General features: G+C 31.0%; 20 protein-coding genes. 14 read left to right on the forward strand and 6 right to left on the reverse strand.

The genetic code is table 11. The features are described from left to right. Positions 1–68: 68 nt before the first annotated feature. The 3 genes from ettA to FRY74_RS07930 all read left to right on the forward strand — a co-directional run bounded on the left by ettA (position 69) and on the right by FRY74_RS07930 (position 4873). On the forward strand, positions 69–1751 hold the full coding sequence (gene ettA, locus FRY74_RS07920) for an energy-dependent translational throttle protein EttA (RefSeq protein ID WP_147100282.1): 1683 nt from the start codon (positions 69–71) through the stop codon (positions 1749–1751). Between the two features lie 190 nt (positions 1752–1941). Beyond that, the gene (locus FRY74_RS07925; RefSeq protein WP_147100285.1) at positions 1942–4347 is read left to right on the forward strand and encodes a choice-of-anchor L domain-containing protein; all 2406 of its coding nucleotides are present in this window, start codon (positions 1942–1944) and stop codon (positions 4345–4347) included. Positions 4348–4360: 13 nt separating this feature from the next. Then, a complete protein-coding gene (locus FRY74_RS07930) occupies positions 4361–4873 on the forward strand; it encodes a hypothetical protein (RefSeq protein ID WP_147100287.1) in 513 nt (170 codons plus the stop codon). Between the two features lie 49 nt (positions 4874–4922). Here FRY74_RS07930 and FRY74_RS07935 read toward each other — a convergent pair whose 3' ends face one another. Further along, complete coding sequence (locus FRY74_RS07935) at positions 4923–5498, reverse strand: HD domain-containing protein (RefSeq protein WP_147100289.1); 576 nt, start codon at positions 5496–5498, stop codon at positions 4923–4925. 78 nt (positions 5499–5576) lie between these two features. Between FRY74_RS07935 and hisS the strand changes: the two genes are divergently transcribed. The 5 genes from hisS to FRY74_RS07960 all read left to right on the forward strand — a co-directional run bounded on the left by hisS (position 5577) and on the right by FRY74_RS07960 (position 12710). Next, on the forward strand, positions 5577–6944 hold the full coding sequence (gene hisS, locus FRY74_RS07940) for a histidine--tRNA ligase (protein ID WP_147100291.1): 1368 nt from the start codon (positions 5577–5579) through the stop codon (positions 6942–6944). 84 nt (positions 6945–7028) lie between these two features. Further along, complete coding sequence (gene hutH / locus FRY74_RS07945; protein WP_147100293.1) at positions 7029–8552, forward strand: histidine ammonia-lyase; 1524 nt, start codon at positions 7029–7031, stop codon at positions 8550–8552. Continuing rightward, positions 8542–9195, forward strand: a complete 654-nt coding sequence (locus FRY74_RS07950) for an alpha/beta hydrolase (RefSeq protein WP_147100295.1) — start codon at positions 8542–8544, stop codon at positions 9193–9195. The genes hutH and FRY74_RS07950 overlap by 11 nt, the downstream gene beginning before the upstream one ends. A 118-nt stretch (positions 9196–9313) precedes the next feature. After that, positions 9314–12229 carry a zinc-dependent metalloprotease gene (locus FRY74_RS07955; RefSeq protein ID WP_147100296.1) on the forward strand — a complete coding sequence of 972 codons (2916 nt, stop codon included), beginning with the start codon at positions 9314–9316 and terminating at the stop codon, positions 12227–12229. Positions 12230–12290: 61 nt separating this feature from the next. Beyond that, positions 12291–12710 carry a YybH family protein gene (locus tag FRY74_RS07960; protein WP_147100299.1) on the forward strand — a complete coding sequence of 140 codons (420 nt, stop codon included), beginning with the start codon at positions 12291–12293 and terminating at the stop codon, positions 12708–12710. Between the two features lie 2 nt (positions 12711–12712). Here FRY74_RS07960 and FRY74_RS07965 read toward each other — a convergent pair whose 3' ends face one another. Beyond that, a complete protein-coding gene (locus FRY74_RS07965) occupies positions 12713–13105 on the reverse strand; it encodes a DUF423 domain-containing protein (RefSeq protein WP_147100301.1) in 393 nt (130 codons plus the stop codon). 98 nt (positions 13106–13203) lie between these two features. On the opposite strand from FRY74_RS07965, the gene FRY74_RS07970 reads away from it, so the two are divergent. From FRY74_RS07970 to FRY74_RS07980, 3 genes are read left to right on the forward strand one after another with little or no spacing between them, the layout of a single operon-like run. Further along, a complete protein-coding gene (locus tag FRY74_RS07970) occupies positions 13204–14550 on the forward strand; it encodes a saccharopine dehydrogenase family protein (protein ID WP_147100303.1) in 1347 nt (448 codons plus the stop codon). A gap of 24 nt (positions 14551–14574) precedes the next feature. Then, a complete protein-coding gene (gene mqnB, locus FRY74_RS07975) occupies positions 14575–15255 on the forward strand; it encodes a futalosine hydrolase (protein ID WP_147100305.1) in 681 nt (226 codons plus the stop codon). Positions 15256–15269: 14 nt separating this feature from the next. Further along, a complete protein-coding gene (locus FRY74_RS07980; protein ID WP_147100307.1) occupies positions 15270–16421 on the forward strand; it encodes a hypothetical protein in 1152 nt (383 codons plus the stop codon). Between the two features lie 6 nt (positions 16422–16427). Here the strand turns inward: FRY74_RS07980 and FRY74_RS07985 are convergent, their stop codons facing one another. Together FRY74_RS07985 and mutL are read right to left on the reverse strand one after the other, a co-directional pair. Continuing rightward, positions 16428–17162, reverse strand: coding sequence for a rhomboid family intramembrane serine protease (locus FRY74_RS07985; protein WP_147100309.1), 735 nt, complete (start codon positions 17160–17162; stop codon positions 16428–16430). Further along, positions 17162–19024 carry a DNA mismatch repair endonuclease MutL gene (gene mutL, locus FRY74_RS07990; RefSeq protein WP_147100311.1) on the reverse strand — a complete coding sequence of 621 codons (1863 nt, stop codon included), beginning with the start codon at positions 19022–19024 and terminating at the stop codon, positions 17162–17164. Before mutL ends, FRY74_RS07985 begins: the two co-directional genes overlap by 1 nt. 132 nt (positions 19025–19156) lie before the next feature. On the opposite strand from mutL, the gene FRY74_RS07995 reads away from it, so the two are divergent. Genes FRY74_RS07995 through FRY74_RS08005 form a run of 3 tightly spaced genes read left to right on the forward strand, consistent with a single transcriptional unit; the run spans position 19157 to position 23689 of the window. Beyond that, a complete protein-coding gene (locus FRY74_RS07995; RefSeq protein WP_147100313.1) occupies positions 19157–20770 on the forward strand; it encodes an aryl-sulfate sulfotransferase in 1614 nt (537 codons plus the stop codon). Further along, a complete protein-coding gene (locus FRY74_RS08000) occupies positions 20771–21679 on the forward strand; it encodes an RluA family pseudouridine synthase (RefSeq protein WP_147100314.1) in 909 nt (302 codons plus the stop codon). Positions 21680–21724: 45 nt separating this feature from the next. After that, positions 21725–23689, forward strand: coding sequence for a tetratricopeptide repeat protein (locus tag FRY74_RS08005; protein WP_147100316.1), 1965 nt, complete (start codon positions 21725–21727; stop codon positions 23687–23689). Here FRY74_RS08005 and FRY74_RS08010 read toward each other — a convergent pair. Together FRY74_RS08010 and carB are read right to left on the reverse strand one after the other, a co-directional pair. Continuing rightward, positions 23671–23943 carry a DUF4834 family protein gene (locus tag FRY74_RS08010; RefSeq protein ID WP_147100318.1) on the reverse strand — a complete coding sequence of 91 codons (273 nt, stop codon included), beginning with the start codon at positions 23941–23943 and terminating at the stop codon, positions 23671–23673. The genes FRY74_RS08005 and FRY74_RS08010 overlap by 19 nt on opposite strands. Before the next feature lie 76 nt (positions 23944–24019). Continuing rightward, the gene (carB, locus tag FRY74_RS08015) at positions 24020–26836 is read right to left on the reverse strand and encodes a carbamoyl-phosphate synthase large subunit (RefSeq protein WP_147100319.1); all 2817 of its coding nucleotides are present in this window, start codon (positions 26834–26836) and stop codon (positions 24020–24022) included. Positions 26837–26899: the final 63 nt, after the last annotated feature.

The following is a 26899-nucleotide window of genomic DNA, read 5'->3' on the forward strand; positions in this document are numbered from 1 at the left end:
TAAGTAATAAATTTAAAAATGAAACTTACTTTATTAACTTTACACTTTATAATATTTAATTTACAAAAATGAGCGACGATAAAAAAGTAATATTTGGGATGGAGAAAGTAGGCAAGACATTGCCTAATGGAAAAGTAATCTTAAAAGACATTTATTTGTCTTTCTTTTATGGAGCAAAAATTGGAATCATTGGTCTTAATGGTTCTGGTAAATCTACCGTAATGAAAATTATTGCAGGTGTTGAAGATGATTATAATGGAGAAGTTACATTTTCGCCAGGCTATACAGTTGGGTATTTAGAGCAGGAGCCAAAGTTAGATCCTACAAAAACAGTTAAGGAAATTGTTCAAGAAGGTGCACAAGAAACAATAGATGTATTGGCTGAATATGAAGCAATTAATTTGAAATTCGGAGATCCTGAAGTATATGAAAATCCAGATAAAATGGATGAGTTAATGAAGCAACAAGCTGAATTACAAGATAAAATTGATGCTTTAGGAGCATGGGAATTAGATACAAAATTAGGAAGAGCAATGGATGCTTTAAATTGCCCTCCAGAAGATGCATTAGTAGCTAATTTATCAGGAGGAGAGTTAAGAAGGGTTGCACTTTGTCGTTTATTACTTAAACAACCAGATGTATTATTATTAGATGAGCCTACTAACCACTTGGATACGGAGTCTGTTTATTGGTTGGAACAACATTTACAACAATACCCAGGAACTGTTATTGCTATTACTCACGATAGGTATTTCCTTGATAATGTTGCAGGCTGGATATTAGAATTAGATAGAGGTCACGGTATTCCTTGGAAAGGTAATTATTCATCTTGGTTAGATCAAAAATCGAAAAGATTAGCACAAGAAGAGAAGACAGAAAGCAAGCGTAAAAAGATTTTAGAGCGTGAGTTGGAATGGACTAAAATGAATGCAAAAGGCAGACAAACTAAATCTAAAGCTCGTTTAGCAAATTATGATAAGATGCTGAGCGAAAATGTAAACGAAAAAGAAGCAAGATTAGAGTTAATTATTCCTAACGGACCTCGTTTAGGAAACGAAGTATTAGATGTAGAAGGAGTAGCTAAAGGGTATGGAGATAAATTATTGTATGAAAATTTAACCTTTAAATTACCTCCTGCTGGAATTGTTGGTATTATTGGTCCTAATGGTGCTGGTAAAACAACTTTATTTAGAATGATTATGGGAGAAGAGACTCCTGATGCAGGTACATTTAAAGTAGGTGAAACAGTTAAATTAGGCTATGTTGATCAAACACATGAAGATTTAGACCCTGAAAAAACAATTTTTGAAGTATTTTCGGGGGGGACAGAAATGATGGAATTTGGAGGAAGAACGATTAATTCTAGAGCATACTTATCTAAGTTTAATTTTGCTGGAGGTGACCAAAACAAAAAAGTAGGAATCCTATCTGGTGGAGAAAGAAATAGATTACACTTAGCAATGGCAATAAAACAAGAAGCTAACGTGTTGTTACTCGATGAGCCAACCAATGATTTGGACGTAAATGCAATTAGAGCTTTAGAAGAAGGATTGGAAAATTTTGCAGGTTGTGCTGTAATTATTTCTCACGATAGATGGTTTTTGGATAGAATTTGTACTCATATTTTAGCATTTGAAGGTAATTCAGAAGTTTATTCTTTTGAAGGTTCTTATACTGAATATGAAGAGAATAGAAGAAAACGATTAGGTACTGAACCACAAAGATTTAAGTATAAGAAATTAGTTAAATAGGCTATTCAGCTATAATTATAAGCCCTACTATTAATTAATGGTAGGGCTTTTTTGTTTAAAGGCTTGTTTTTTTAGGGTTTTAAGATTCTCTCAAATTTGTTAGTGAGAATTTTTAAAGAAATGTATTTTCGTGCAACTTTTATTGCAAAACCATAGTCTTAAGAAAAAAAACATATATATATTTAAAAGAATGAAAAGAGAATTATTTATAGGATTACTTGTATTAATATCCATTAATATAAAAGCACAACTTGTTGTTAATACAGGCACTATGACTCCGACTCAATACGTACAAAATGTATTAGTAGGTGGTGGGGTTGCAGTTTCAAATGTTACTTTTTTCGGAGCTGCAGGTCAATTAGGAGATTTTGATAGTCAAAATGCAAATGTGGGTATTAACCAAGGTTTAGTATTGTCTTCTGGTAATGTTGTTAATTCTGTTGGCCCAAATAATGATAGTGGGTTTGGTACTTCTGATAATTTAAATGGCCCTGGAGATCCAGATTTACAAGCTTTATCAGGGATAGGTATGAATGATGTTGCAATTTTAGAATTTGATTTTATTCCAAGCGGAGATAGTATAAAATTTAATTATGTTTTTGGATCTGAAGAATACATGGAATGGGTCGGAGGTGGAGTAAATGATGCTTTTGGATTCTTCTTAAGTGGCCCTGGAATTGCTGGTCCATTCTCTAACAGTGCTGTTAATTTAGCTAAAATTCCAGGAACAAATACAGCAGTATCTATTGATGATGTTAATGCGTTTACAAATCAAGCATATTATATTGATAATGGAGATGGTAATTCAGCTCCATTTAACGCTGACCCTCAATATGTTCAATATGACGGGTTAACGGTTACTTTAGTTGCTGAAGCTCAGGTTCAATGTGGTCAATTATATCATATTAAAATTGCAATAGCTGATGGGGGTGATGGATCATTAAATTCAGGCGTTTTTCTTGAAGGAGGAAGTTTTTCTTCTAATGAAATAGCTATAGATATTTCTGTTCCAACTTTAGATGTTGTAAATGGAATGCCTGCTGTAATTGAAGGTTGTAGTGAGGCAATTATTAGTTTTACTAGGTCAGATATTTCAGATAGCTTAGTAATAACTTTTAATATTTCTGGTGATGCAATTAATGGATCAGATTATGCTTTTATTCCTGATAGTATAAAATTTAATGCTGGAGAAGATTCTGTTGCAATTGTTATAACCCCTTTCATTGATGGGCCAGATGATTTTGGACAAGATACCGTTACAATTTCTTACATAAGTATAAATGCCTGTGGCGATACTCTATTTTCAACAGGGTCATTTTTAATATTAGATGTACCAAATTTAGTTGTAGATGCTCCAGACTTATCAATCTGTCCAGTTTCAAATACTACTTTAACAGCCGAAGCTGCGGGAGCTGTGCCTCCTTTTGTTTATAATTGGGTAAATACATCAAACGATACGATTCAAACAGACTCAATTCATGGGATAAGTTCATTGTCTGTTCCAGGACTAGTTTCCGATACATATTATTTATATGTAACAGATAGTTGTAATTTAATAACAACTACAGATACAATTAATATTTATGTTAATGATGATATGGCAAGTATAAGCACAACTGGAGATACAACTTTGTTTTGTGCTGGACAAACAATTTCTATAGGAGCATTTCCTGATGATTTAGGAAATGTTTACGATTATGAGTGGTTTGATCAAATAGGAGGAGTTGGAATAGACAATGATAGTGTTTTAACTGTTTCTCCTGTAGCTACAATAACTTATTATGTTACTGCAACAAATGTTTGTAATGGGTCTACAGATACAGATACTGTTAATGTTATTGTGGATTATACTCCAATAGAAATTACATCAATAACAAATGATACTACGTTCCAATGTTTAGGTGTTGATTATAATCTTGATTTATATTCAGTAGTTCAAAATGGAACTTTACCTTATTCATTTGGCTGGACTGGAGATGCTTCAAGTTCTGATAGTTTATTTCAAGTAACTATGAATACACCATCAACTTATTATTTAGAAATTACAGATGCTTGTTCTTTAAAAGCTTACGATACAGTTGTGGTAACTTTTGCTCCATATGTTCCGATGAGTCTTACAACACCTACAATGGATTCTATTTGTTCTGGTTCTGAAGCTGAGGTTTCAGTTAGAGTTTTTGATGGTTTAGCTCCATATACTATTAGTTGGAATAATGGTGATACAGGAGAAAATATTGTTATAGAAACTTCTGGTTCGTCAGCAATTCCAGTTGAAGTTAATGTAACCGATAATTGTGGTCAGCAAATTAGTACAGTAGTTGAAATTCCAATAAAACTATGTGATGTAATTCCTATGAATGTTATTACACCTAATGGAGATGGGATGAACGAGTTTGTGACATTTATTAATTTAGAAAATTATGAAAACAGTAAATTAAATGTCTTTAATCGTTGGGGTAAATCAGTTTACAGTAGCGATAATTATAAAAATGATTGGGATGGAGGAAAATTAAATGATGGTACATATTTTTATGTATTAGAAGTTAACGATTCTAAATCGACAATTCTTAAAGGAACATTTACATTACTTAAATAAAAGAAGATAAAAGATGAGAAAAATTATATTAGTATTAGTCGCAATTATTTTTTCAGGAATTATAATTGCACAAGAAAAAGGACAACCAACTAAGATAAAAGGGAAAGATATTTATGCACTTTTGGTAAATAAAACTGAATTTAATAATGTTGGAACTGTTAAATTAACTGAAGAGCAGATTAATTCTACAATAAGTTTAGAAGAAAGAATAGAGTTGTTTATCAAAAATGCAGATTCAGACTTTGATTTAATAATGACTAGAAATGGATTGTCAGCTATTTTGATGAAGTATAAAGATGGAGTTGATATAGTGCCTGGAAGTGTGATTAAAATTCAAGGGAAAGATGTTTACTTGTTATCTTCTCCTCAAAAAAAATATGATGTTTTAGAATCTAAAAAAATATTAAATAAAGAGATTATAATGCCATTTAATAAAATAGTTGAAGAATCAATTAAATCAATGGATAAAGATTTTGATGCGGTGTTAATTAAAAATAATACTGTAGATTATATTGTATATCAATAATTATAAAAGAATTAAAATAAGAAAACCTCAAACATTGTTTGAGGTTTTCTTATTTTAATAACCTTAGTTGTTCGTAATATTCTAGTTTTTTTGGACGCCTAAGAGTTAGTGATGATTCTGTATAATATTGATGCTTTTTCAGGAATTTCACTTGAATTTCATTCCATTCTTCAAGGCTAAATTTATGGTCGTATTCATGAAGTTCTTTGTAAAGTGTTTCTGCTATTTTAAAAAAATCATCACGACCTAAATAATCATAATCTGCATCACACATAATTTTTTCAAGCAATGTTTGAGGTCTCGCAGTTATTCGAGTTGTAAGAATAATGTTCCCAATTGCATTAACTTGTTTCTCATTATATTTAAATTTAGGAAGTATTTCTTTTGTTAAGGTAACTGCTAGTTCTTCATTGTTTTCATATTGATATATAAACCCGGAATCATGAAATAATGCAGCTGTATTTATAATTATTTTTTCTTCTTGAGATAAGTTTTCTAATTCAGCAATTTTTATGGAAGCTTCATAAACATCCATTGTATGATGTATACCATGGTAATATAAATTAGGTTTTAACTCATTTTCTAAGCGAGTTAAAATATATTTTTTGGCATTTTTAAAGTCCATAACTTAAAGTTAAGATATTTTGTTTTACTATTTACCTTTAATGTTAGATTAACTAACTTAGCGGTTCAATTTAGAATGATGAGTAATAAGCCAAGCATACCAAAAGGGACAAGAGATTTTTCGCCAATAGAAATGGCAAGAAGAAATTATATTTTCGATACCATTAAAAAGGTGTATAAAAAATATGGCTTTCAGCAAATAGAAACCCCTGCAATGGAGAACTTGAGTACATTGTTTGGTTCAGGAGGGGATGAGAGTGATAAATTAATTTTCAAGATTTTAAATAGTGGCGATTATTTATCTAAAGCAGATGGAAAAGCTTTAGAAGAAAAAAACTCAACGGGATTAACAAAATCAATTGCTGAAAAAGCCCTTCACTACGATCTAACCGTTCCTTTTGCTCGTTATGTGGTACAAAATCAAAATGAGATTACTTTCCCATTTCGTCGATTTCAAATTCAGCCTGTTTGGCGTGCTGATAGACCTCAAAAAGGTCGCTACCGTGAGTTCTATCAATGCGATGCTGATATTATTGGTTCTGATTCGTTGTTAAATGAAGTTGATTTAATTAAAATTATTGATGATGTTTTTACTGAACTTTTTCAAGGAAAATTAAACTATACGGTATCAATTAATAATAGAAAGGTTTTAGCGGGAATTGCTGAAGCTATAGGAGAGACTGATAAATTAATTGATATTACTGTTGCAATTGATAAGTTAGATAAAATAGGGGTTGATAAAGTTTTGGAAGAATTGCAATTTAAAGGTGTTGATATTAAAGCACTAACTAAACTAAGACCTCTATTTGAATTAAAAGATGATTTAAATGAAAATCTAAAATTTTTAGAAAATCTATTATCAACTTCAGAAATTGGTAAGAAAGGGATAGAAGAATTAAGAACAGTCTTTAATTATGTAAATCAATTAGGTTTAAAAACTTCAAACCTAAAACTTGATGTTACATTAGCTCGTGGTTTAGGGTATTATACAGGAACAATTATCGAAGTTAAAGTAGATAACTTCCCGAGTATAACCGGTGGTGGTCGTTATGATGATTTAACTGGTAAATTTGGATTAAAAGATGTTTCAGGTGTTGGTATTTCATTTGGAGCAGATAGAATCTATGATGTATTATTAGACAATAATTTATATCCAGAATTTAAAGGAGATTCAACGCAAGTGTTGTTTATCAACTTTGGAGATAAAGAACAAGATTACTGCCTGCCATTATTATTTCAATTAAGAGATGCAGGCGTAAATGCAGAGATTTATCCAGAAGCAGCAAAGATGAAAAAGCAGATGACTTTTGCTAACAACAAGAATATAAAATATGTGGTGATGGTTGGTAGCGATGAAATGGAAGCTGGAAAATTAACAGTGAAGAATATGGAAAGTGGAGAACAAGAGAGTTTAACAATAGAAGAATTAATAACTTTATTTAAATAATAACCACCATTGTGAATTGATTGTCTTTTTTCTAAGGCAATTGATAAATTGATTCGTTCCTACAATGTTTTTAAAAGAATAACTATGGACATTCATTACATCAACAAAAATTGGCTAACATTAGAAGCTATTGATGAAATTTTAAAAGGAAACAAACACATTGTATTATCGCAAGAAGCTGAAGAAGCAATTGTGAAATGTCGGGCTTATTTAGATGAAAAATTAACACGACATGAAAAACCAATTTATGGTATAAATACTGGTTTTGGTTCGTTATGTAATACTGAAATATCTAAAGATGATTTAGAGGCTTTACAGCGTAATCTAGTAATGTCTCACGCTTGTGGGTTGGGAAAGGAAGTTCCACAAGAAGTGGTTAAGTTAATGTTGTTATTAAAAATTCAAGGAATTTCTTATGGTCATTCAGGAGTTCAGCTAGTAACTGTTCAACGATTAATCGATTTTTATAATAATGATGTTTTTCCTGTAGTTTATGAGCAAGGTTCGTTGGGTGCTTCTGGCGATTTGGCACCACTAGCACATTTATCTTTACCACTTTTAGGTTTGGGAGAAGTTAATTATCAAGGTAAAAAAATTACCTCAGAAGAATTAAACAAAAAATTAGGGTGGAAACCAATTAGTTTACAATCTAAAGAAGGTTTAGCTTTATTAAATGGTACGCAGTTTATGAGTGCTTATGGTATTCATTCTCTATTAAGAGCTAAAAAGCTGAGTAAATACCAAGACATAGTTACAGCAATATCTTTAGATGCTTACGATGGTAGAATAGAACCATTTAATGATTTAATCCATAAAATTCGTCCACATAACGGACAGTTTTTAACAGCAAGAAACATCAAACACGTTTTAAAAGGAAGTAAAATAATAGAGCAAGAAAAAGCTCATGTTCAAGACCCTTATTCGTTTAGATGTTCACCTCAAGTACATGGAGCTTGTAAAGATGCCATTGCTCATGTTCAACAAGTTTTTGAAACAGAAATAAATTCTGTAACTGACAATCCAACAGTTTTCGTAAATGAAGATGAGGTGATTTCTGCAGGTAATTTTCACGGACAACCTTTGGCTATGGCGTTAGATTATTTAGGAATTGCTTTAGCTGAAATTGGAAGTATTTCTGAGCGAAGAACATATAAATTAATTGGAGGGACAAGAAATTTACCACCATTTTTGGTGGCTAATCCGGGTTTAAATAGCGGGTTTATGATTCCTCAATATGCACAAGCATCAGTAGTGAGTCAGAATAAACAATTGGCAACACCTTGTTCTGTTGATACAATCGATTCATCAAACGGACAAGAAGACCATGTAAGTATGGGAGCAAATGCAGCTACTAAAGTTTACAGGATGGTTGATAATGTAGAAAAAATTATTGGTGTTGAATTATTAAATGCAGTTCAGGCATTAGAATTCAGAAAACCATTAAAGTCATCTCCATTTATACAAAAAGTAGTTTCAGCTTATCGAAAAGAAATTTCTTTTGTTACTGATGACATTTATATGCATCCAGCAATGGAAAAAAGTATTGCTTTTGTAAAAGAGGAATCTTCAAAATTATCTGTGAAAGAATTTTTGGTAAGTGAATCATAAAATTTATAGAATACCTGGAATGGGTGCTGACAAAAGGTTGTATTCTGAAATAGAACCTATTGTTGGTTATGAATTTGTTGATTTAGAATGGCGGTTAAATTATAAAAATATTAAAACGCTAAAAGATTATGCTCTTGAACTGAGTAAAGAAATTGACACTTCTCAGGCATTTTCTTTAATGGGTGTTTCAATGGGAGGGATGGTTTGTTCTGAATTGGCAGATATACTCAACCCTGAAAAAATTGTAATTATATCAAGTGCTAAAACGAGTAAAGAATTGCCAGCACATTTTAAACGATTAAAATTTCTGGGAATAACTCGTTTGTTAAATCAAGAAAAAATCAGGTATGTTTTAGGTAATTCATCTCGTTTTTTTGGGGCAATGAATAACGAGCAGCGAAAGTTATTTTACGAAATGGCAGAAAGTGTTAATCTTGATTTTATAGCATGGAGTATTAAGGCAATTTTAAACTGGAATAAAAAAAAGAGTTCACCTAAAATCATTCATATTCATGGAACAAGAGATTTTGTATTGCCATTTTCTTCAGTAAATCCTTCAATTATTATTGAAAAAGGTGACCATATGATGATTTGGAACAAATCAGCTATAATAAATAAAAAGCTAAAAGAGATTTTTATTTAAGCAACCAAAAAGGCTTAGTATCCGTTTCTCATATGTTAGTTTTTTTAATGTTGAAAACTAATATTTATAATTAATCATAAATTAATTAACTTCATAGCTTAACCTAATCACTTATCTCATGAAAAAAATAATTCTATCATTTCTTGTATTATTCATTTTCTTAATTCCTTCATTATCAAAAGCCCAGTGTGGATTTGATGTTGTTAGAGAGAAACAATTATTAGATCCTACATTTGTATTACAAGAACAGGCAAACGAGTTAAAAATTAAAAATTTTATACCACCTTCAAATGTTACGGGTAAAGCAGGTTCTGTATTAACAATTCCTGTTGTAGTTCATGTATTACATAAAGGTGAAGCGGTAGGTTCAGGAACAAATATATCTGATGCTCAAATTCAAAGCGCTATTGATAGATTGAATGAAGTTTATAGAGGATTAGATCCTAATAGTCCTCTAGATTTTGAGATTGAATTTGCATTGGCTCAAAGAGATCCTGATTGTAACGCAACAAATGGAATTAATAGGGTTTTAGCTACTGGAGTTGCCGGTTATTCTGCAAATGGAGTTTTTATGCAGTCAGTTGGTGCGGATGAAAATGAGTTAAAAGATTTAAGTAAATGGCCTGAAACAGACTATTGTAATATTTGGATTGTTTCTGAAATTGATAATAATGGAGGAGGAGCAGGTATTCAAGGGTATGCAAATTTTTTTAATGGAAATGCATATGAAGGATCTGTAATGATGGCATCTGTTTTTGGTTATGATCCAGGAAATACTAATGGTTGGGGTTTAAATAGTAACGGTGATGGAGGAACAGTTGTACATGAATTTGGACATTATTTTCATTTGTATCATACTTTTCAAGGAGATGATGCAGATTCAGGGCCTGGTTATACAGCCCAGTGTCCAGGAGATGCTGTCGTTGGTACTGATAGTGATGGTTGCTCTGATACAGAAATACACAAAAGACTTACAAGTACTTGTCCAACTGATAACGATTGTAATGGAGGTTCTGCTTATGGAATTAACACAAGAAATAACTACATGAGTTATTTTAGTTGTACAGATAGACTAACAGCAGATCAAAAAACGAGAGTTACTGCAGCAATGACAGGAACTTCAATTGTTGCTTCAAAAGGAGCTTTAGCTCCAGATCCGGCTTATTCAGCTCCGGTTGCTGTTTGTGCTACAAATTCGGTAAGCACAGGTTTTTCTGGGATAACTAATGTTGAACTTAATGGAACTAACTTTTCTTCATTTTCTTCTTCAAGTGACGGGGGCAATATTGATAATAGTGCAAGTTGTTCAGGTTATTTTGAAATTAATGCAGATATAGCTAATACAATAAATGCTACGGTTTTTCCATCTAATTTTCAGCAACTTGGGGTTTGGATAGATTGGAATGATGATGGTGATTTTAATGATGATGCTGAACAACAACACTTATCGGAAGACATAGCAGCTGGATCTATCGTACCTATTAATATTACATATCCTTCGACTATTCCATATGATGATTATGTTAGAATTAGATTTATAACGGATACTGATAACAGACATGGTTCAGGAACTATTAATAGTTCTTGCTATGCATCAATAAACCATGGTCAGTCTGAAGATTATGCTATTTATGTGCAACCAGCTTCTGGCTCAGCTCCAGTTGCAGATTTTTCTGCAAGTTCAACTTCAGTTTGCTTAAGTAATTCAATCACGTTTACAGATTCAAGCACCGAATCACCAACATCATGGTTATGGAATTTTGGAGATGGAAATTCAAGTACATTACAAAATCCTTCACATGTTTATGCTTCAGCAGGTACTTATACTGTTACCTTAACAGCAACAAATGCTTCTGGTAGTGATGATGAAGTTAAAACAAATCACATAACTGTAAATGCTAATCCAGATTTAAGTTCAACAAGTTCTTCTGATGAAACTTGTACTGGAAATGATGGTACAGCAACAGTTACTCCATCACCAGTAGGGTCTTATACTTACTCATGGAATACAGCTCCAGCCCAAACTAATGCTACAGCGACTGGGCTATCTGCTGCTACTTATAATGTTACTGTCACAAATACAGTAACAACATGTTTTGCATCTACCGATGTTGTTGTTAATAATGGTTGTTTAGCTGGAGAACCAGGTCCTTATTTTTATAATAAATATTGTAATAAAACTTTTCAATCTAATGAATATTCTGTGTGTACAGCTATAAGTGGGGCAACAAATTATGAATTTCAATTAGTAGATCAAAATACTGGCACTCCAGTTGCTTCCATTAATAGGTTAGGTAAAAACTATTTTACCTTAGCTATGATGTCAGATTGGGATTATAACACAACATATAATGTTAGAGTTCGAGCTTTTGTAAACTCAAATTGGACTGATTTCGGATCTACTTGTTCCATTACAACACCATCCTTTCCATTGCCTCAAATCTTTGGTAAGTATTGTAGCAAAATAGTTACTTCTTCAGACTATATGGTTTGTACAACAGTTCCTAATGGCACCAAATATGAATTTCAATTAGTAGATCCAGTAACTAGTATTCCAATTAGTTCTTTAGAAAGAATAGGTAAAAACTTTTTTAAATTAGATCAAATGTCAGGTTGGGATTATAATACAACTTATAATATTAGAGTTCGTGCTTTTGTTGGTTCCTCATGGATGCAATATGGATTGGATTGTTCTATAACAACTTCGCCTGCTACAATCGTTTCTGGTGATGTAGTTGCTAGGTTAGCAAACATTAATGAAGTTGAAGAAGAAATAGTTCCTACTTCAATTACAATTTATCCTAACCCAAATCAAGGAGAGTATTTATATGTTGAGTTGAGTGATTTAGGTAAAGATGCGGAGTTGATAGTTGTGGATGTTTATGGTAAGCAAATTCACAAAGAGTTTTTGAATACTGAAGAAAGTAACTATAATACAACCGTTAGATTTGATCAAAAATTAACTTCAGGTTTTTATTTGGTAACGATTATTTCAAATGGAAAATCAATTACTAAGAAATTGATTGTAAGATAATTTTAATAAAAATTTATGCTTAAAAACCCATGCTTTTGTATGGGTTTTTTACTTTTATAGGATGAAGAAATTTAGTTTAATATTTTTAATAATTGTATCAATAATGGCGTGTAATCATGATGAAGATTCATTAGAAATTAAAAAAGTAATGAGTTTGCAAGAAGAAGCATGGAATAACGGAGACATTGAGCAATTTATGGAGGGATATTGGAAATCTGATTCATTAATGTTTATTGGAAAGAATGGAATAAAGTATGGTTGGCAAACTACGCTAGATAATTATAAGGTTTCTTATCCTGATAAAACAGCAATGGGAAAGTTAAACTTTGAAATAATAAAACTTGAAGTAAATAGTTCTTCAGCTTATATGTTAGGTAAATGGAAGTTATTAAGAAAAGAAGATACTCCTAACGGATACTTTACTTTATACTGGAAAAAAATAGAAGGCAAGTGGGTAATAACAATTGACCATACTAGTTGAAATTATTTTTCTAATTTAATAGCTCCAATTAATAGATATAACCAACCGCCAATTAATAAAGTACCACCAATAGGAGTAATTGGTCCAGCAAATTTCAATAATTCAATGCCTAATATATTTTTTAGAGTTAGAATATAAATTGAACCAGAAAATAAAATGGTACCCCAGAAGATTAATTTAGAGGCTATTTCAAATTGCTTTGAGTTGTATTTTTCGGTTAACAAAAACATAAATAGTAGCACAATCGCATGGCTTATTTGGTAACGAACACCAGTATTAAAACTAACCAATTGCTCAGAAGTTAAAACAGCTTTTAATGCATGAGCACCAAAAGCTCCTAAAACTATTCCAATACAACCTAAAACAGCTGCTTTTATCAATATGTTTTTAATCATTTTATAAAAAGTTATTTGTTAGTAAATTTCACTAAAAAATATTAGGAAACCTTAAATAAATAGCGAAATTCGAGCTAATTCTTTCACAAAAAAATAACATGAAAAAAATATTAGTAATTGGAGCCGGTAGATCAACATCATCATTAATTCAATATTTACTTTTTAATGCTGAGCAAGAAGGGTGGTTTTTAACAATAGCAGATCAATCTAAAGAATTAGCTTCTAAGTCGGCTAATAACCATGAACGAGCAAAAGCTATTGCTTTTGATGTTAATAATGAGGAAGAAAGAATGAGATTGATTGATGAATCTGATTTGGTGATTTCAATGTTACCAGCTCATATGCATATTTCTGTTGCTAAAGATTGTGTTAAATATAAAAAACACATGGTTACAGCATCTTATGTCTCAAAAGAGATGAAAGAATTAAACAATGATGCTGTAAATGCAGGTGTTGTTCTTATGAATGAAATTGGTGTTGATCCAGGTATCGACCATTTATCGGCAATGCGAGTTATTGATCATATTCGTGAGAGTGGTGGTAAGTTAGAAGCCTTTGAAACATTTACGGGCGGACTTATTGCTCCTGAAAGTGATAACAATCCATGGAATTATAAATTTACATGGAATCCAAGAAATGTTGTTTTAGCAGGACAAGGAGTTTGTAAATTTATTCAGAACGGAAAATACAAGTATATTCCTTATCATAAATTATTTAGAAGAACTGAAATTATTGATATAGCTGGACATGGAAAATTTGAAGGCTATGCAAACAGAGATTCATTACAATATAGAAGTATTTATGGATTAGATGATATCCCAACAATGTATAGAGGAACATTGCGTAAGCCAGGTTTTTGTAGAGCTTGGGATGTTTTTGTTCAATTAGGAGCTACAGATGATAGTTACATTATGGATGGTTCGGAAAGTATGACACATCGAGATTTTATAAATTCTTTTTTAGCATATAATGAAACAGACTCTGTAGAGTTAAAATTCAAACATTATTTAAATATTCGTCAAGACGATGTAGATATGTTTGATAAATTTGTTTGGTTAGGTATTTTTGATAATACTCCTGTTGGATTACCAAATTCTACTCCAGCTCAAATGTTACAATGTATATTAGAGAAAAAACTTTCGTTAGAAGAAGGGGATAAAGACATGATTGTAATGTGGCACCGATTTTTGTATGAACAAAATGGTGAACACAAGGAATTGCATTCGTCGATGGTGGTAAATGGAGATGACCCAATTTACACAGCAATGGCAAAAACCGTTGGACTACCAGTAGCTATAGCAACTAAAATGATACTTAACGGAACTATAACAACTCCTGGAGTTCATATTCCTATTTCTAAAGAAATATATGAACCAATATTAGATGAGTTAGAAAATTATGGTGTTCATTTTGAAGAAAAAGAAGTGTCCCCTTCATTTTATTAAAGCCTAAAAACTAGATATAAATTCATGAAAGTCCTAATCGTTTCAGCAACCTTTTTAGAAATAGAGCCACTATTAACTCATTTTAATTTTGTTGAACAAAGCAACCAAAAACTAAGAAAATATACATTTAATACACACCAAATAGATGTTTTAATACCTGGTGTAGGTATGACTTGTACGGCTTATTGGATGGGAAAAACTTTAAATAATACTTTATACGATTTCGCAATTAATTTAGGCTTAGCAGGAAGTTTTAATGATGAAATTAAAATTGGAGAAGTAGTAAATGTTGTTTCTGACCGAATATCTGAGTTGGGTGCGCAAGATGGTGAAAAATTCTTATCCTTAATTGATATGGATTTAATTGAAGATGAAGACTTTACCTTGGTAAATGGAGAAATGATAAACTCTATACCATTAGAAAATACTACGATAAATAAATTAAGAAAAGTAAGAGCAATATCGGTAAACACAACTCATGGTGAAGAAAATGAAATTGAAAAGGTAATAAAGTTGTTTAACCCAGATGTTGAGAGTATGGAAGGAGCAGCTTTTTATTATGCTTGTCTTTTAGAAGGTATTACTTGTGCTCAAATTAGAGCAATATCAAACAAAGTTGAGCCAAGAAATAAAGAGAATTGGGATATTAAGTTAGCAGTTAAAAATTTAACTAAAACAAGTTTACAGTTGCTAAAAGAATTGTAAACTTTATAAATTAGATGAGATATTTATTTTTTATATTTTCTGTATTAAGTTTCCTTTTTATAACTAGTGGAGTTTATTCTCAAGGATGTAGTGATGCAGGTGTCTGTTCAGTCGGTTCGTTAGGTTTAGCACAATATAAATATGAAAAGTTACCTTTTGACAAGGTAAAGTTAGAAATGATAGAAGCTGAGGATACTGAAATTTTTAGTAAAGATTTTAACCCAAGAAAAAAAAGTGATACAACAGAAGTTGTTAAGCAGCAAGAAGTTTTAATAGTAGATACTCCTGTTAAGCAATTTAAGAATGAAGCTTTAACTACTTATAACATAGACTCAATAAAGGCAAATAGTAATTTTAGGAGAGATTTTTTATCTAAATCACCAAGGTTAATTTTGAATAATTTACTTTCCTATGGAGTAGGAGATAATCAAACTTCGATTATTACAAATAACTTAGAAATAAATTATAGATTATTGAATAGAAAGTTATACGCTCAAATAAAAATACCTTATATAGCCGTAAATGGAGATCTTGCAAACACGAAAGGTTTAGGTGATTTAACCCTAAGTTTAAGTTATACTGCTATCAATAAAAAGAAAAAGAATTTAAGTTTTGTAGCAGGAGTTAAAATTCCTACAAACGAATCAAATCTTTCTGAGGATAATGATCCTTTGCCAATGGTTTATCAAACAAGTTTAGGGTCTAAAGATGCATTGATTGGATTTAATTATAGATATAGTAAGTGGGATGTAACTTTTGCTTATCAACATTCTTTTAACACAACCAATAATAAATATCTCCATAACCCATTAAAAAATGATAACTATAATAGCTATTTTGAATCCAATCAATTGAAAAGAGCTGATGATGGTGTTTTTAGAATTAATAGAAGTTTTCTATTTAAAAAAGGTACAATAACATCAGGTTTATTATTTATATATCACCTGCAAAATGATACTTATGTTGATGCATTTGGAAATAGAAAAACTGCAGAAGGTTCAAAAGGTCTGACATTAAATCTAAATATTGCTGCTATTTACCCAATAGTTAAAAAAGTTGATTTCACCTTTATTTTTGCTAGACCTCTCATTATTCGTGATGCAAGACCTGACGGGTTGACACGTGATTATATTGTAATGGGAGGATTAAGGTATAGCATACCTTAACTCTAATCAATAAAAATGGTTAGAGTTTTTCTGCCAATATTTAATTAACACAAAACCAAAGAGCATTCCACCTAAGTGAGCAAAGTGAGCAACATTGTCGCCTGCATTATTAGCCATTCCTGAGTATAGTTCAATAGCACCATATATAATTACAAACCATTTTGCTTTAATTGGTATAGGAGGGAATAATAACATTAATTCTGTATTTGGAAACAACATACCAAAAGCTAATAAAATACCAAAAACAGAACCAGAAGCTCCAACGGTGGTAACATTCATTAAAGCATTAAATTTACCTGCAATAGGGTCTGTAAAATTTTGTCCAGATTGTAGGATGTCGTAACCTTTATCCATTATAAAACTTAAATCTTCAGGGCTTAAAGCATCGTATAAAGGCATTAATCTTAAATGAATAACTAACAACTGTATAAGTCCGGCACCAACGCCAGTAATCATGTAATAAATTAAAAAACGTTTACTTCCCCAAACACCTTCTAGCACTCTTCCAAACATCCATACTGCAAACATGTTAAATAATAAGTGCGTAAATTGGAAACTATGCATAAACATATAAGTAACCAATTGGTGAGGATAAAAACCTTCGCTTCCCCAGTAATGTAATCCAAAAAATGCAGATAAATCAAAGCCTTGACCGCTAAGAGCAATCATAGCAACATACATTAATCCATTAATAATTAATAGATTTTTAACAACTGGAGGAATGCTTTTAAAATCGAACATTAGTAGTTAAATTGTTTATTTAAATCGTCTAAATTCAATGATATTATTGTTGGTTTACCATTAGGTAAACTATATGGCATTTCGCAAGCAAATAAATTATCAACTAAGTTGTTCATTTCTTCAATGTTTAAATATTGGCCAGCTTTAATTGAAGCGCTTCTTGCTAGCGAAGTAGCTAAATTTTCTTTTTTATCGAGTTTTAACTCACTATTATTTAACTTAAACTGTTCTAATAGTTTTTCAATAGTTTGCTTAATGTTTTGTTCTTTTATTTCTGAAGGAATGCCAGAAATAACAAAGCTACTTCTACCAACTTTATCCATTACAAATCCTAAGGCACTAATTTCTGGTTTAATTTCATTGAGTAATTCTCCATCTGCTGATGTGAATTCAATTGTTTCAGGAAACAATAATTGTTGACTACTCGATTTTTTTGTTTTTAATTGAGTATTAAACTTTTCATATAATACTCTTTCGTGTGCTCGTTGTTGGTCAATAATTAAATAACCACTTTTAAGTTGAGTAAAAATATATTTTTTGTGCAGTTGTAATAATGTTCTGTTTCGTTCTGTTTCTTCATCCCAGTTACTAGAAATTACTTGTTGTTCAACATTTTCTTGTGGTTGATGTTCAATAATTTCAGTTGTACTTTTTTCAAAATTATCATACAACGATTCCCAATTTTTAGATTCTTGTTTTGCAGCAGCTCTTATTGCTCCATTATTAGAAGATTTGTTAGAACTAGAAACATCGGTACTAAAAGGATTGTAATTAGGGTTTACTTTAATGGTTGGTGCTTTTATGGTGTCCATTCTTTTTGATAAAGGAATGTCAAAGCTAGTTTCTTGTTCAAAATCTAAAGTTGGAGAAATGTTATACTTGCCCAAAGCTTGCTTAACTGACGTTCTGATAATTGCATAAATTGAGCGTTCATCTTCAAACTTAATTTCAGTTTTTGTAGGATGAATATTGATATCAATTTTAGAAGGATCTATCTTTAAATTAATAAAATAAGAAGGAAATTGATCTTTACTTAAAAGTTGGTCGTAAGCATTTTGAACAGCATGGTTGAGGTAGGCATTTTTAATAAATCTGTCGTTCACAAAAAAGTATTGCTCACCTCTAGTTTTTTTAGCAAATTCAGGTTTGCTTACAAAACCATCGATTGTTACAATATCTGTTGACTCAGCAACAGGGACTAATTTCTGGTTGTATTTTTCACCAAACACGCCAACAATTCGTTGTCTAAAACTTCCTTTTTTCAAATTAAATACTTCATTTTCGGCATTATACATGCTAAAAGCGATGTTAGGATGAGCTAGTGCAACTCGCTGAAATTCATCAATAATGTGTTTAATTTCTATTGGGTTAGATTTTAAAAAGTTTCTTCTAGCAGGAACATTAAAAAATAAATTTTTAATCGAAAATGAAGTGCCTTTTGGAGCAGAGCATGGTTCTTGTTCTTTTACTTCACTTCCTTCAATTAGTATTTTTGAACCTAAATCTAATCCTTCTTTTTTTGTTTTTAATTCAACTTGAGCTATGGCTGCAATCGAAGCTAGTGCTTCGCCTCTAAACCCTTTTGTGTTTAAATTAAATAAATCGTCAGCACAACTAATTTTAGAGGTAGCATGTCTTTCAAAGCTTAATCTAGCATCAGTTTCAGACATCCCTGAGCCATTATCAATTACTTGTATTAGGGCTTTTCCAGCATCTTTTATTACAAGTGTAATTGTGTCGCTTCCGGCATCAATAGCATTTTCTAGTAATTCTTTAACCGCAGATGCAGGTCTTTGAATTACTTCTCCTGCAGCAATTTGATTTGCAACAGAGTCTGGAAGAAGATGAATGATGTCTGACATTATGATTTTCTAAATATAAAAACCAAATTTACTAAGAACTTAAGAGTTACTATAGTTTCTTTATAAGTATTCTTCTTCATTTAAAAAGACTTGATTCTAAATAGCTAATTTTGTGTAAGTAAATATATTATAATGAAAAAATCAATAATAATTTTATTTGTTTCGTTTGCTCTAAATTTTTCTTTAATAGCGCAATTAACTGTAGGAACTACTTTAACAACAAATAATGTAAGTAATGGATATACTTTGTTTTCGCCAAATTTTTCATTTAACACTTATTTAATTGATAATTGTGGTAGAGTTGTAAATGAATGGAGCGCAAATTTTAGACCAGGATTATCGGTTTACCTATTAGAAGATGGTACATTAATGAGAACAGGGAGAGGAGGAAATGGATTTTTTACTGCAGGAGGAGTTGGGGGTGTTATTGAACATTATGATTGGGATAATAATTTATTATGGACCTATGAACATTCAAGTTCAACCTTTGTTCAGCATCATGATATAGAAGTGCTTCCAAATGGGAATGTATTATTAATTTCTTTTGAAAAAAAGAATGCATTTGAAAGTATTGATGCGGGAAGAAACCCATCTTTATTAAATGATAATGAGTTATGGCCGGAAATGGTTTTAGAAATTCAGCCTCTTGGTATTGATAGTGGAGTAATTGTTTGGGAATGGCATATGTGGGATCATCTAATTCAAGATTATGATAATACAAAATCTAACTATGGTGTCGTTAAAGATCATCCTGAGTTATTTGATATTAATTATACACCTAATGGTAATGATGACTGGGCTCATGTTAACTCTATAGATTATAACCCTGAACGAGATGAAATAATATTGAGCTCAAGAAGTTTTAATGAGTTTTGGATAATTGATCATAGCACTAGTTCAATAGAATCAGCTAGTCATTCAGGAGGTAATAGAGGTAAAGGAGGTGATATACTTTATCGTTGGGGAAATAATAATACTTTTAAAGGTAATGTTTCAGACGCATTATTAGATGGTCAACATGATGTTGAATGGATACCTCAAGGGCTAAAAGATGCAGGATCAATAATGGTGTTTGATAACGGTAACTTAAGAGGTTATTCCTCTATTAAAATCATAAATCCTTTAATTGATTTGTCTAATAATTATATACTTCAATCAGACACAACTTATGGGCCTAATGTGGCTGACTGGGAATATATAGCGCCAAATCCAACTGATTTTTATTCAGGAACATTATCTGGTGCAAATCGATTACAAAATGGCAATATTATGGTGTGTGAAGGGACTTCAGGTAAATTTACAGAAATTGATACATTAAAAAATATTGTATGGCAATATATAAACCCAATGACAAATTCAGGAATAACATCTCAAGGTGATCCAATTTTGGGTGTAAATACAGTTTTTAGAAGTATAAAGTATGATGCTTCATATTCTGGTTTTGATGGAAAAGATTTAACGCCTGGGTTACCAATCGAATCTAATCCTGATTTAAGTAGTTGTCTTTCCACAAATATTCAAGCTGAAAATGTTGATCCATTTAATTTAATATATCCAAATCCATTTATTGGAAAAGTTATTTTAGATGAGAGAATTATTGGAAAAGAAATTATTATCTACGACGTTTATGGGAGAATAATTTATTCTAGTTTAATTACAAATAAACAAATTGACTTGAGTTATTTTGACAAAGGAGTTTACTGGATAAAAGTTGAAAACAACATTCAAAAGGTATTAAAAAAATAGATGAAAAAAATAGCTAAACTAAGACTGAGCACCTTTGATGTTGCTGAACCAAAAGAGTTAATGACTTTTTTGCTTGAAACAATTAAAGACAAGAATAGAACTAAAATTAAGTCGATGCTTACTCATCGTCAATTTAAGGTTGGAAATGATGTTATTACTCAATACAATCATCCTTTAAAAGTAGGAGATAAAGTAACGGTAAGTTGGGATAAAGGGTTTAAAAAAGTGTCTTTTCAAGGTTTAACTATTGTTTTTGAAGATGATGATATTATTGTTATTAATAAAAGAAGTGGATTACTATCTATAGGATCGGCTAAAGAAAAGAAATTAACTGCCTATAGCATCTTAAAAAATCATGTTCAATTAGATAATCCATCGAATAGTGTTTTTGTTGTTCATCGTTTAGATAGAGATGCTTCTGGGTTAATGGTTTTTGCAAAAAACAGAAAAGCTCAGTTAGAAATGCAGTCTACATGGGATAAAACAGCTTTAAAAAGAAAGTATTTAGTTGTTGCAGAAGGTACATTTGAAAATGATGAAGATACAATTACTACTTATTTGAAAGAAAGTAAAGCGTTAATTGTTTATTCTTATTTACATGATTCAAAAGATTTCAAAAAAGCAGTATCAAGCTATACTGTTATTAAAAAGAATGAATATTTTACTTTACTTGAAGCAACATTAGAAACAGAAAGAAAACATCAACTAAGAGCTCAGTTAAAGGCAATGGAACACCCAATTTTAGGTGATAAAAAATACGATTCAACTCAAAATCCAATTGATAGAATGGCTTTTCATGCAAAAGTTTTGACATTTATTCATCCTACCACGCATAAAGAAGTAACTTTTGAAACCAAGGTTCCAGATGATTTCTTAATGTTGTTTCGAATTAAATATTATGAGAAATAAGAAATTATTGATATTTTAGGATTCTTTCTAATTTTAAAAAAGTAAATGTCAAAACATCTTAAATATTTCTATTTTACTTTTTTTATACTTTTTAGTCAGTTTAGTCTTGCTGAAAATCTTGATTCTTTAAATCAATTATTGCAAATATCTGAATCGGATAGCATTAAAATTGAGTTGTTAAATACTCTATCAGCTGTAAGTAAAAATGATGCAGACTCTAGGCTAAATTATGCTTCTCGAGCTTTAGAGTTAAGTAAAAACAATGGTACACAAATACAAATTGTTAATAGTTACTTATCTCTATCAAATGTATATCAGGATATAGGGGATTTCAATAATTCATTAGATGTTTTATTTAAAGCGTTATCAATTTCAGATTCTATTAAAGATCATGAGTTATTAGGTAAGACGAATAATAATTTAGGGAATGCATACCGAGGAATGGGGGACGTTAAAAAATCTGAAGATTTTTATAATGAATCTATTGAATCATATGAGTTATCAGGGAGTACACAGGAATTAGGAAGAACTTATAATAATTTAGGTCTTGTATATATAAAACAAGAAAAATTAGAAGATGCTATTTATGCTTATGAAAAATCTATTTCAGTTGCTAAAAAATTCAATGATCAAAAAGCTCTGGCTAATGTATTAAGTAATTTAGGCGTAGCTTATTATTTCAAAGGAGAAATAGATAAGACTATTTCTTATTTTGAAGAATCTTTAGAGATTGAAAAGCTTATAGATAATAAGTTAGGAGTTGCAATCAGTTTAAGTAATATTGGTGAGTTATATCTAGAAAAAAACAATGTAAATTTAGCCTTAGAGAATTTAATGAGGAGTATTAGATATGCTAAAGAAGTAAATGCTCAGGATTTGTTGCAGCACACTTACCTAATTGCTTCACAGATTTACGAAAAGAAAAAGGATTATAAATTAGCACTAGATTATTATCAATATCATTCAAATTTAAAAGATAGTTTAGTAGGGTTGGAAAAATCTAAATATGCTTTAGAACTAGAAACCCGATATGAATCATCTGAGAAGGAAAAGAAAATTTTAGAACTAGAAAAGCTGAAAGCTAATCAAGAACTTGAATTAACAGAAAAAAAATTAACACAAAACGTATTGATAGCTAGTGTATTGATTTTCATTTTATTACTGGTTATTTTTATTAATAGGTATAATGCAAAGAAAAAAGCAAATGAAACCTTAAGTATTTATACCAGTGAGATTGAAGAAAAAAATGCAGAAATTACCGACAGTATTATTTATGCAAAGCGAATTCAAGCTGCCATTTTACCTCCTGATAAATTAATAAAAAAGCACTTAAGAGAATCGTTTGTTATATACATACCAAAGGATATTGTTGCAGGAGATTTTTACTGGTTAGAGCAAAAAGATGATTGTGTTTTATTTGCTGTAGCTGATTGTACTGGCCATGGAGTTCCAGGAGCTATGGTAAGTGTTATATGTAATAATGCTCTTAATAGATCAGTGAGAGAGTATGGACTTACCGATCCAGGATTAATTTTAGATAAATCAAGAGAAATTGTTATTCAAGAGTTTGAAAAATCTGATGAAGATGTAAGTGATGGAATGGATATAGCTCTATGTTCAATTGTGGATAATAAATTGAGTTATGCCGGAGCTAACAATCCATTGTGGGTTATTAGAGGAAACCAAATTATAGAATTTAAAGCGACTAAACAACCTATTGGGAAATATGAAAATTCTCAAAATTATTTAACCAATACTATTGATATTATTGAAAATGATATTATTTATCTTTTTTCAGATGGTTTCGTAGATCAGTTTGGTGGAGATAAGGGTAAAAAGTTTAAAACATCACAATTTAAGCAAATGTTATTGTCAATTAAACACGAGACAATGATTAATCAACAAAAGCTAATACTTGATACTTTTAATAATTGGAAGGGTAGTTTGGATCAAATAGATGATGTGTGTATCTTAGTTGTTAAGATACAGAATCAATCGATTTCCTCATAATCTACAAACTCACCATCATTGATGGTTGATGAGTTTGTTTTTTTGCTTGTTTTTATTTTAACCTCACCTTCGTGTTCTTTAGCAAATTGTTTTGCTTGCTCAGCATCTCTATATTGTTGTTGAGATTGATTTTGAAACTGTCCCATTTTTTTATTTACCCATCTAGTTAAAAGGAAAGGGAAAACATAACGAGCTAAAAGTTTAAAACCATAGTACACTATTACTATTATTGCTATTGTTCTTAAAAGTTGCAATTTAAATTCTTTTTTAAATTATAATCTAAATTATTTCAATAACCTTTCCATTTTAAAGAAATAGACAAAATGTCATTTATCTACTTAAATAAAGATTTCTTTCAGCATAAATATCTCTAAAAAATTTGTCTTTAAGAGAATCTATAAATTGAATTGCTTCACCAGTAGATTTCATTTCTGGACCTAATTCTTTGTCAACATTAGGGAACTTACTAAAAGAGAAAACTGGTATTTTAATTGCATAGCCTTCCTTGTGAGGGTTAAAGTTGAAGTCTTTAACTTTTTTATCTCCAAGCATTACTTTTGTTGCATATTTAACGTAAGGCTCCCTATAAGCTTTCGCAATAAAAGGAACTGTTCTAGATGCTCTTGGGTTTGCTTCAATTACATAAACTACATCATCCTTAATGGCGAATTGTATGTTTATTAAACCAACAGTTTTTAAAGCAACTGCTATCTTTTTAGTAATTTCTTCAATTTGAGTGATAATTAAGTCACCTAAGTTGTATGGAGGTAAAACTGCATAAGAATCACCAGAATGAATACCTGCTGGCTCAATGTGTTGCATTATACCAATTATATATGTGTCAGTTCCATCACAAATAGCATCAGCTTCAGCTTCGATAGCTCCACCTAAAAAGTGGTCTAATAATATTTGGTTATTTGGCATTGCTTTTAAAATGTCAACTACATGATGTTCTAGCTCATCTTCATTAATTACGATTTTCATTTTTTGCCCACCTAAAACATAAGAAGGTCTAACTAATAATGGAAATCCTAAATCTTTTGATAATTCAATGGCTTGTTCAGCACTTTCAACAATGCCATATTTAGGGAATGGTATTTTAAGCTCTTCTAAAACTTTAGAAAAACGACCTCTATCTTCAGCAATATCAAGGGCTTCAAATGAAGTTCCTAAAACTTTTATTCCGTACTTTTCTAACTTTTCTGCAAGTTTTAATGCAGTTTGACCACCCAATTGGACAATTACTCCAACAGGATTTTCAAGTTTAATAATGTCGTAAATATGTTCCCAAAAAACAGGTTCAAAATATAATTTATCCGCAGTTTCAGAATCAGTAGATACCGTTTCTGGGTTACAATTAATCATTATGGTTTCATACCCTGCTTCTTTTGCAGCCATTATACCATGAACACAACTGTAATCAAACTCAATTCCTTGTCCAATTCTATTTGGTCCAGAACCAAGCACTACTATTGATTTTTTATCTGAAACAATAGATTCATTTTCATCTTCAAAAGTAGAGTAGTAGTATGGTGTTTGAGCAGGAAATTCAGCAGCACAAGTGTCAACTAATTTATATACTCTATTGATGTTCATTTCGGCTCTCTTAGTGTAAACCTCACTCTCTAAGCATTTTAATAAATGAGCTACTTGTCTATCAGCATAACCTTTCTGTTTTGCTTCGTACATTAGCTCTCTTGGTAAGGTGTCTAGCGTGTATTTTTCGATTTTTCGCTCTAGTTTTACAAAGTCTTCTATTTGTCTTAAAAACCAGTGGTCAATTTTAGTTTTTTCAAAAATAGTTTTGAAAGGGATTCCCATTTTTATTGCATCATAAATATGGAATAACCTATCCCAACTAGGGTTTTCTAAACTATGTAATATTTGGTCTTGATTAGTTAATTCTTTACCGTCAGCACCTAATCCATTACGGTTAATTTCTAAACTTTGACAAGCTTTTTGTAATGCTTCTTGAAAAGAACGTCCTATGCCCATTGCTTCTCCTACAGATTTCATTTGAAAGCCTAATCTTCTGTCAGCTCCTTTAAATTTATCGAAGTTAAAACGTGGAATTTTAACAATAACATAATCTAATGTTGGTTCAAATAGAGCAGATGTTCCAGTTATAGGATTCTTTAATTCATCTAATGAATAACCAATAGCAAGTTTAGCCGCTATCTTAGCAATAGGATAACCCGTTGCTTTTGATGCTAGAGCAGAAGACCTAGAAACTCTAGGGTTAATTTCAATTGCAATAATATCTTCATTTTCGTCATTACTTACAGAAAACTGGACATTACATCCTCCTGCAAAATTTCCAATCGAACGCATCATATGGATTGACATATCACGCATTTTTTGAAAAGTTGTATCAGATAATGTCATAGCAGGAGCTACTGTAATTGAATCTCCTGTATGAATACCCATTGGGTCAAAATTTTCTATAGAACAAATTATAATAACATTGTCATTTCTATCTCTAAGTAACTCTAATTCATATTCTTTCCAACCAATCACAGCTTTGTCAATCATTACCTCATGTATAGGTGATGCTTTTAAGCCGCGGTGTAGAGCTTCTTCATATTCTGCTGGGTCGTATATAACTGCGCCACCAGTTCCTCCTAAAGTAAATGATGGACGGATTACTAATGGGAAACCAATTTTTTGAGCAATTTCTTTTCCTTCTAAATATGATTTTGCAGTTTCAGATGGAGCCATTGGAACACCAATTTCCTCCATTTTTTGTCTAAATAATTCTCTATCTTCTGTTATATCAATTGCTTTCGTATCAACACCAATCATTTTAACATCGTGCTCTTCCCACAATCCCATCTTTTCACATTCTATAGCCAAGTTAAGAGCAGTTTGTCCACCAACAGAAGGTAATACAGCGTCTATGTCTGGATGATTTTCTAATATTTTAATAATGGAAGTAGTGTCTAAAGGTAATAAGTAAACGTTATCAGCAGTAACATCATCCGTCATAATTGTTGCCGGATTTGAGTTGATTAACGATACAATAATTCCTTCCTCTCTTAATGATCGAGACGCTTGAGACCCTGAGTAATCAAATTCACAAGCTTGACCAATAACAATGGGTCCACTTCCAATTATAAGTACATGTTTGATGCTATTATCTTTTGGCATAATTTAAGAATATTTGATGCAAAATTGTTTGTGCGAAATTACTTCAATTAGATTGATTTCTTA

The sequence above is a fragment of the Vicingus serpentipes genome (assembly GCF_007993035.1).
Taxonomy (GTDB): Bacteria; Bacteroidota; Bacteroidia; order Flavobacteriales_E; family Vicingaceae; genus Vicingus; species Vicingus serpentipes.

Excerpts from the sequence above, each read along its gene's own strand:
- FRY74_RS07960 (WP_147100299.1), top strand. The coding sequence starts at position 12,291 with ATGAAGAAATTTAGTTTAATATTTTTAATAATTGTATCAATAATGGCG.
- FRY74_RS08005 (WP_147100316.1), top strand. The coding sequence starts at position 21,725 with ATGTCAAAACATCTTAAATATTTCTATTTTACTTTTTTTATACTTTTT.
- FRY74_RS07970 (WP_147100303.1), top strand. The coding sequence starts at position 13,204 with ATGAAAAAAATATTAGTAATTGGAGCCGGTAGATCAACATCATCATTA.
- hutH (WP_147100293.1), top strand. The coding sequence starts at position 7,029 with ATGGACATTCATTACATCAACAAAAATTGGCTAACATTAGAAGCTATT.
- mqnB (WP_147100305.1), top strand. The coding sequence starts at position 14,575 with ATGAAAGTCCTAATCGTTTCAGCAACCTTTTTAGAAATAGAGCCACTA.
- mutL (WP_147100311.1), bottom strand. The coding sequence starts at position 19,024 with ATGTCAGACATCATTCATCTTCTTCCAGACTCTGTTGCAAATCAAATT.
- FRY74_RS07985 (WP_147100309.1), bottom strand. The coding sequence starts at position 17,162 with ATGTTCGATTTTAAAAGCATTCCTCCAGTTGTTAAAAATCTATTAATT.
- FRY74_RS07925 (WP_147100285.1), top strand. The coding sequence starts at position 1,942 with ATGAAAAGAGAATTATTTATAGGATTACTTGTATTAATATCCATTAAT.
- ettA (WP_147100282.1), top strand. The coding sequence starts at position 69 with ATGAGCGACGATAAAAAAGTAATATTTGGGATGGAGAAAGTAGGCAAG.
- carB (WP_147100319.1), bottom strand. The coding sequence starts at position 26,836 with ATGCCAAAAGATAATAGCATCAAACATGTACTTATAATTGGAAGTGGA.
- FRY74_RS08000 (WP_147100314.1), top strand. The coding sequence starts at position 20,771 with ATGAAAAAAATAGCTAAACTAAGACTGAGCACCTTTGATGTTGCTGAA.
- FRY74_RS07930 (WP_147100287.1), top strand. The coding sequence starts at position 4,361 with ATGAGAAAAATTATATTAGTATTAGTCGCAATTATTTTTTCAGGAATT.
- hisS (WP_147100291.1), top strand. The coding sequence starts at position 5,577 with ATGAGTAATAAGCCAAGCATACCAAAAGGGACAAGAGATTTTTCGCCA.
- FRY74_RS07955 (WP_147100296.1), top strand. The coding sequence starts at position 9,314 with ATGAAAAAAATAATTCTATCATTTCTTGTATTATTCATTTTCTTAATT.
- FRY74_RS07995 (WP_147100313.1), top strand. The coding sequence starts at position 19,157 with ATGAAAAAATCAATAATAATTTTATTTGTTTCGTTTGCTCTAAATTTT.
- FRY74_RS07965 (WP_147100301.1), bottom strand. The coding sequence starts at position 13,105 with ATGATTAAAAACATATTGATAAAAGCAGCTGTTTTAGGTTGTATTGGA.
- FRY74_RS07935 (WP_147100289.1), bottom strand. The coding sequence starts at position 5,498 with ATGGACTTTAAAAATGCCAAAAAATATATTTTAACTCGCTTAGAAAAT.
- FRY74_RS07980 (WP_147100307.1), top strand. The coding sequence starts at position 15,270 with ATGAGATATTTATTTTTTATATTTTCTGTATTAAGTTTCCTTTTTATA.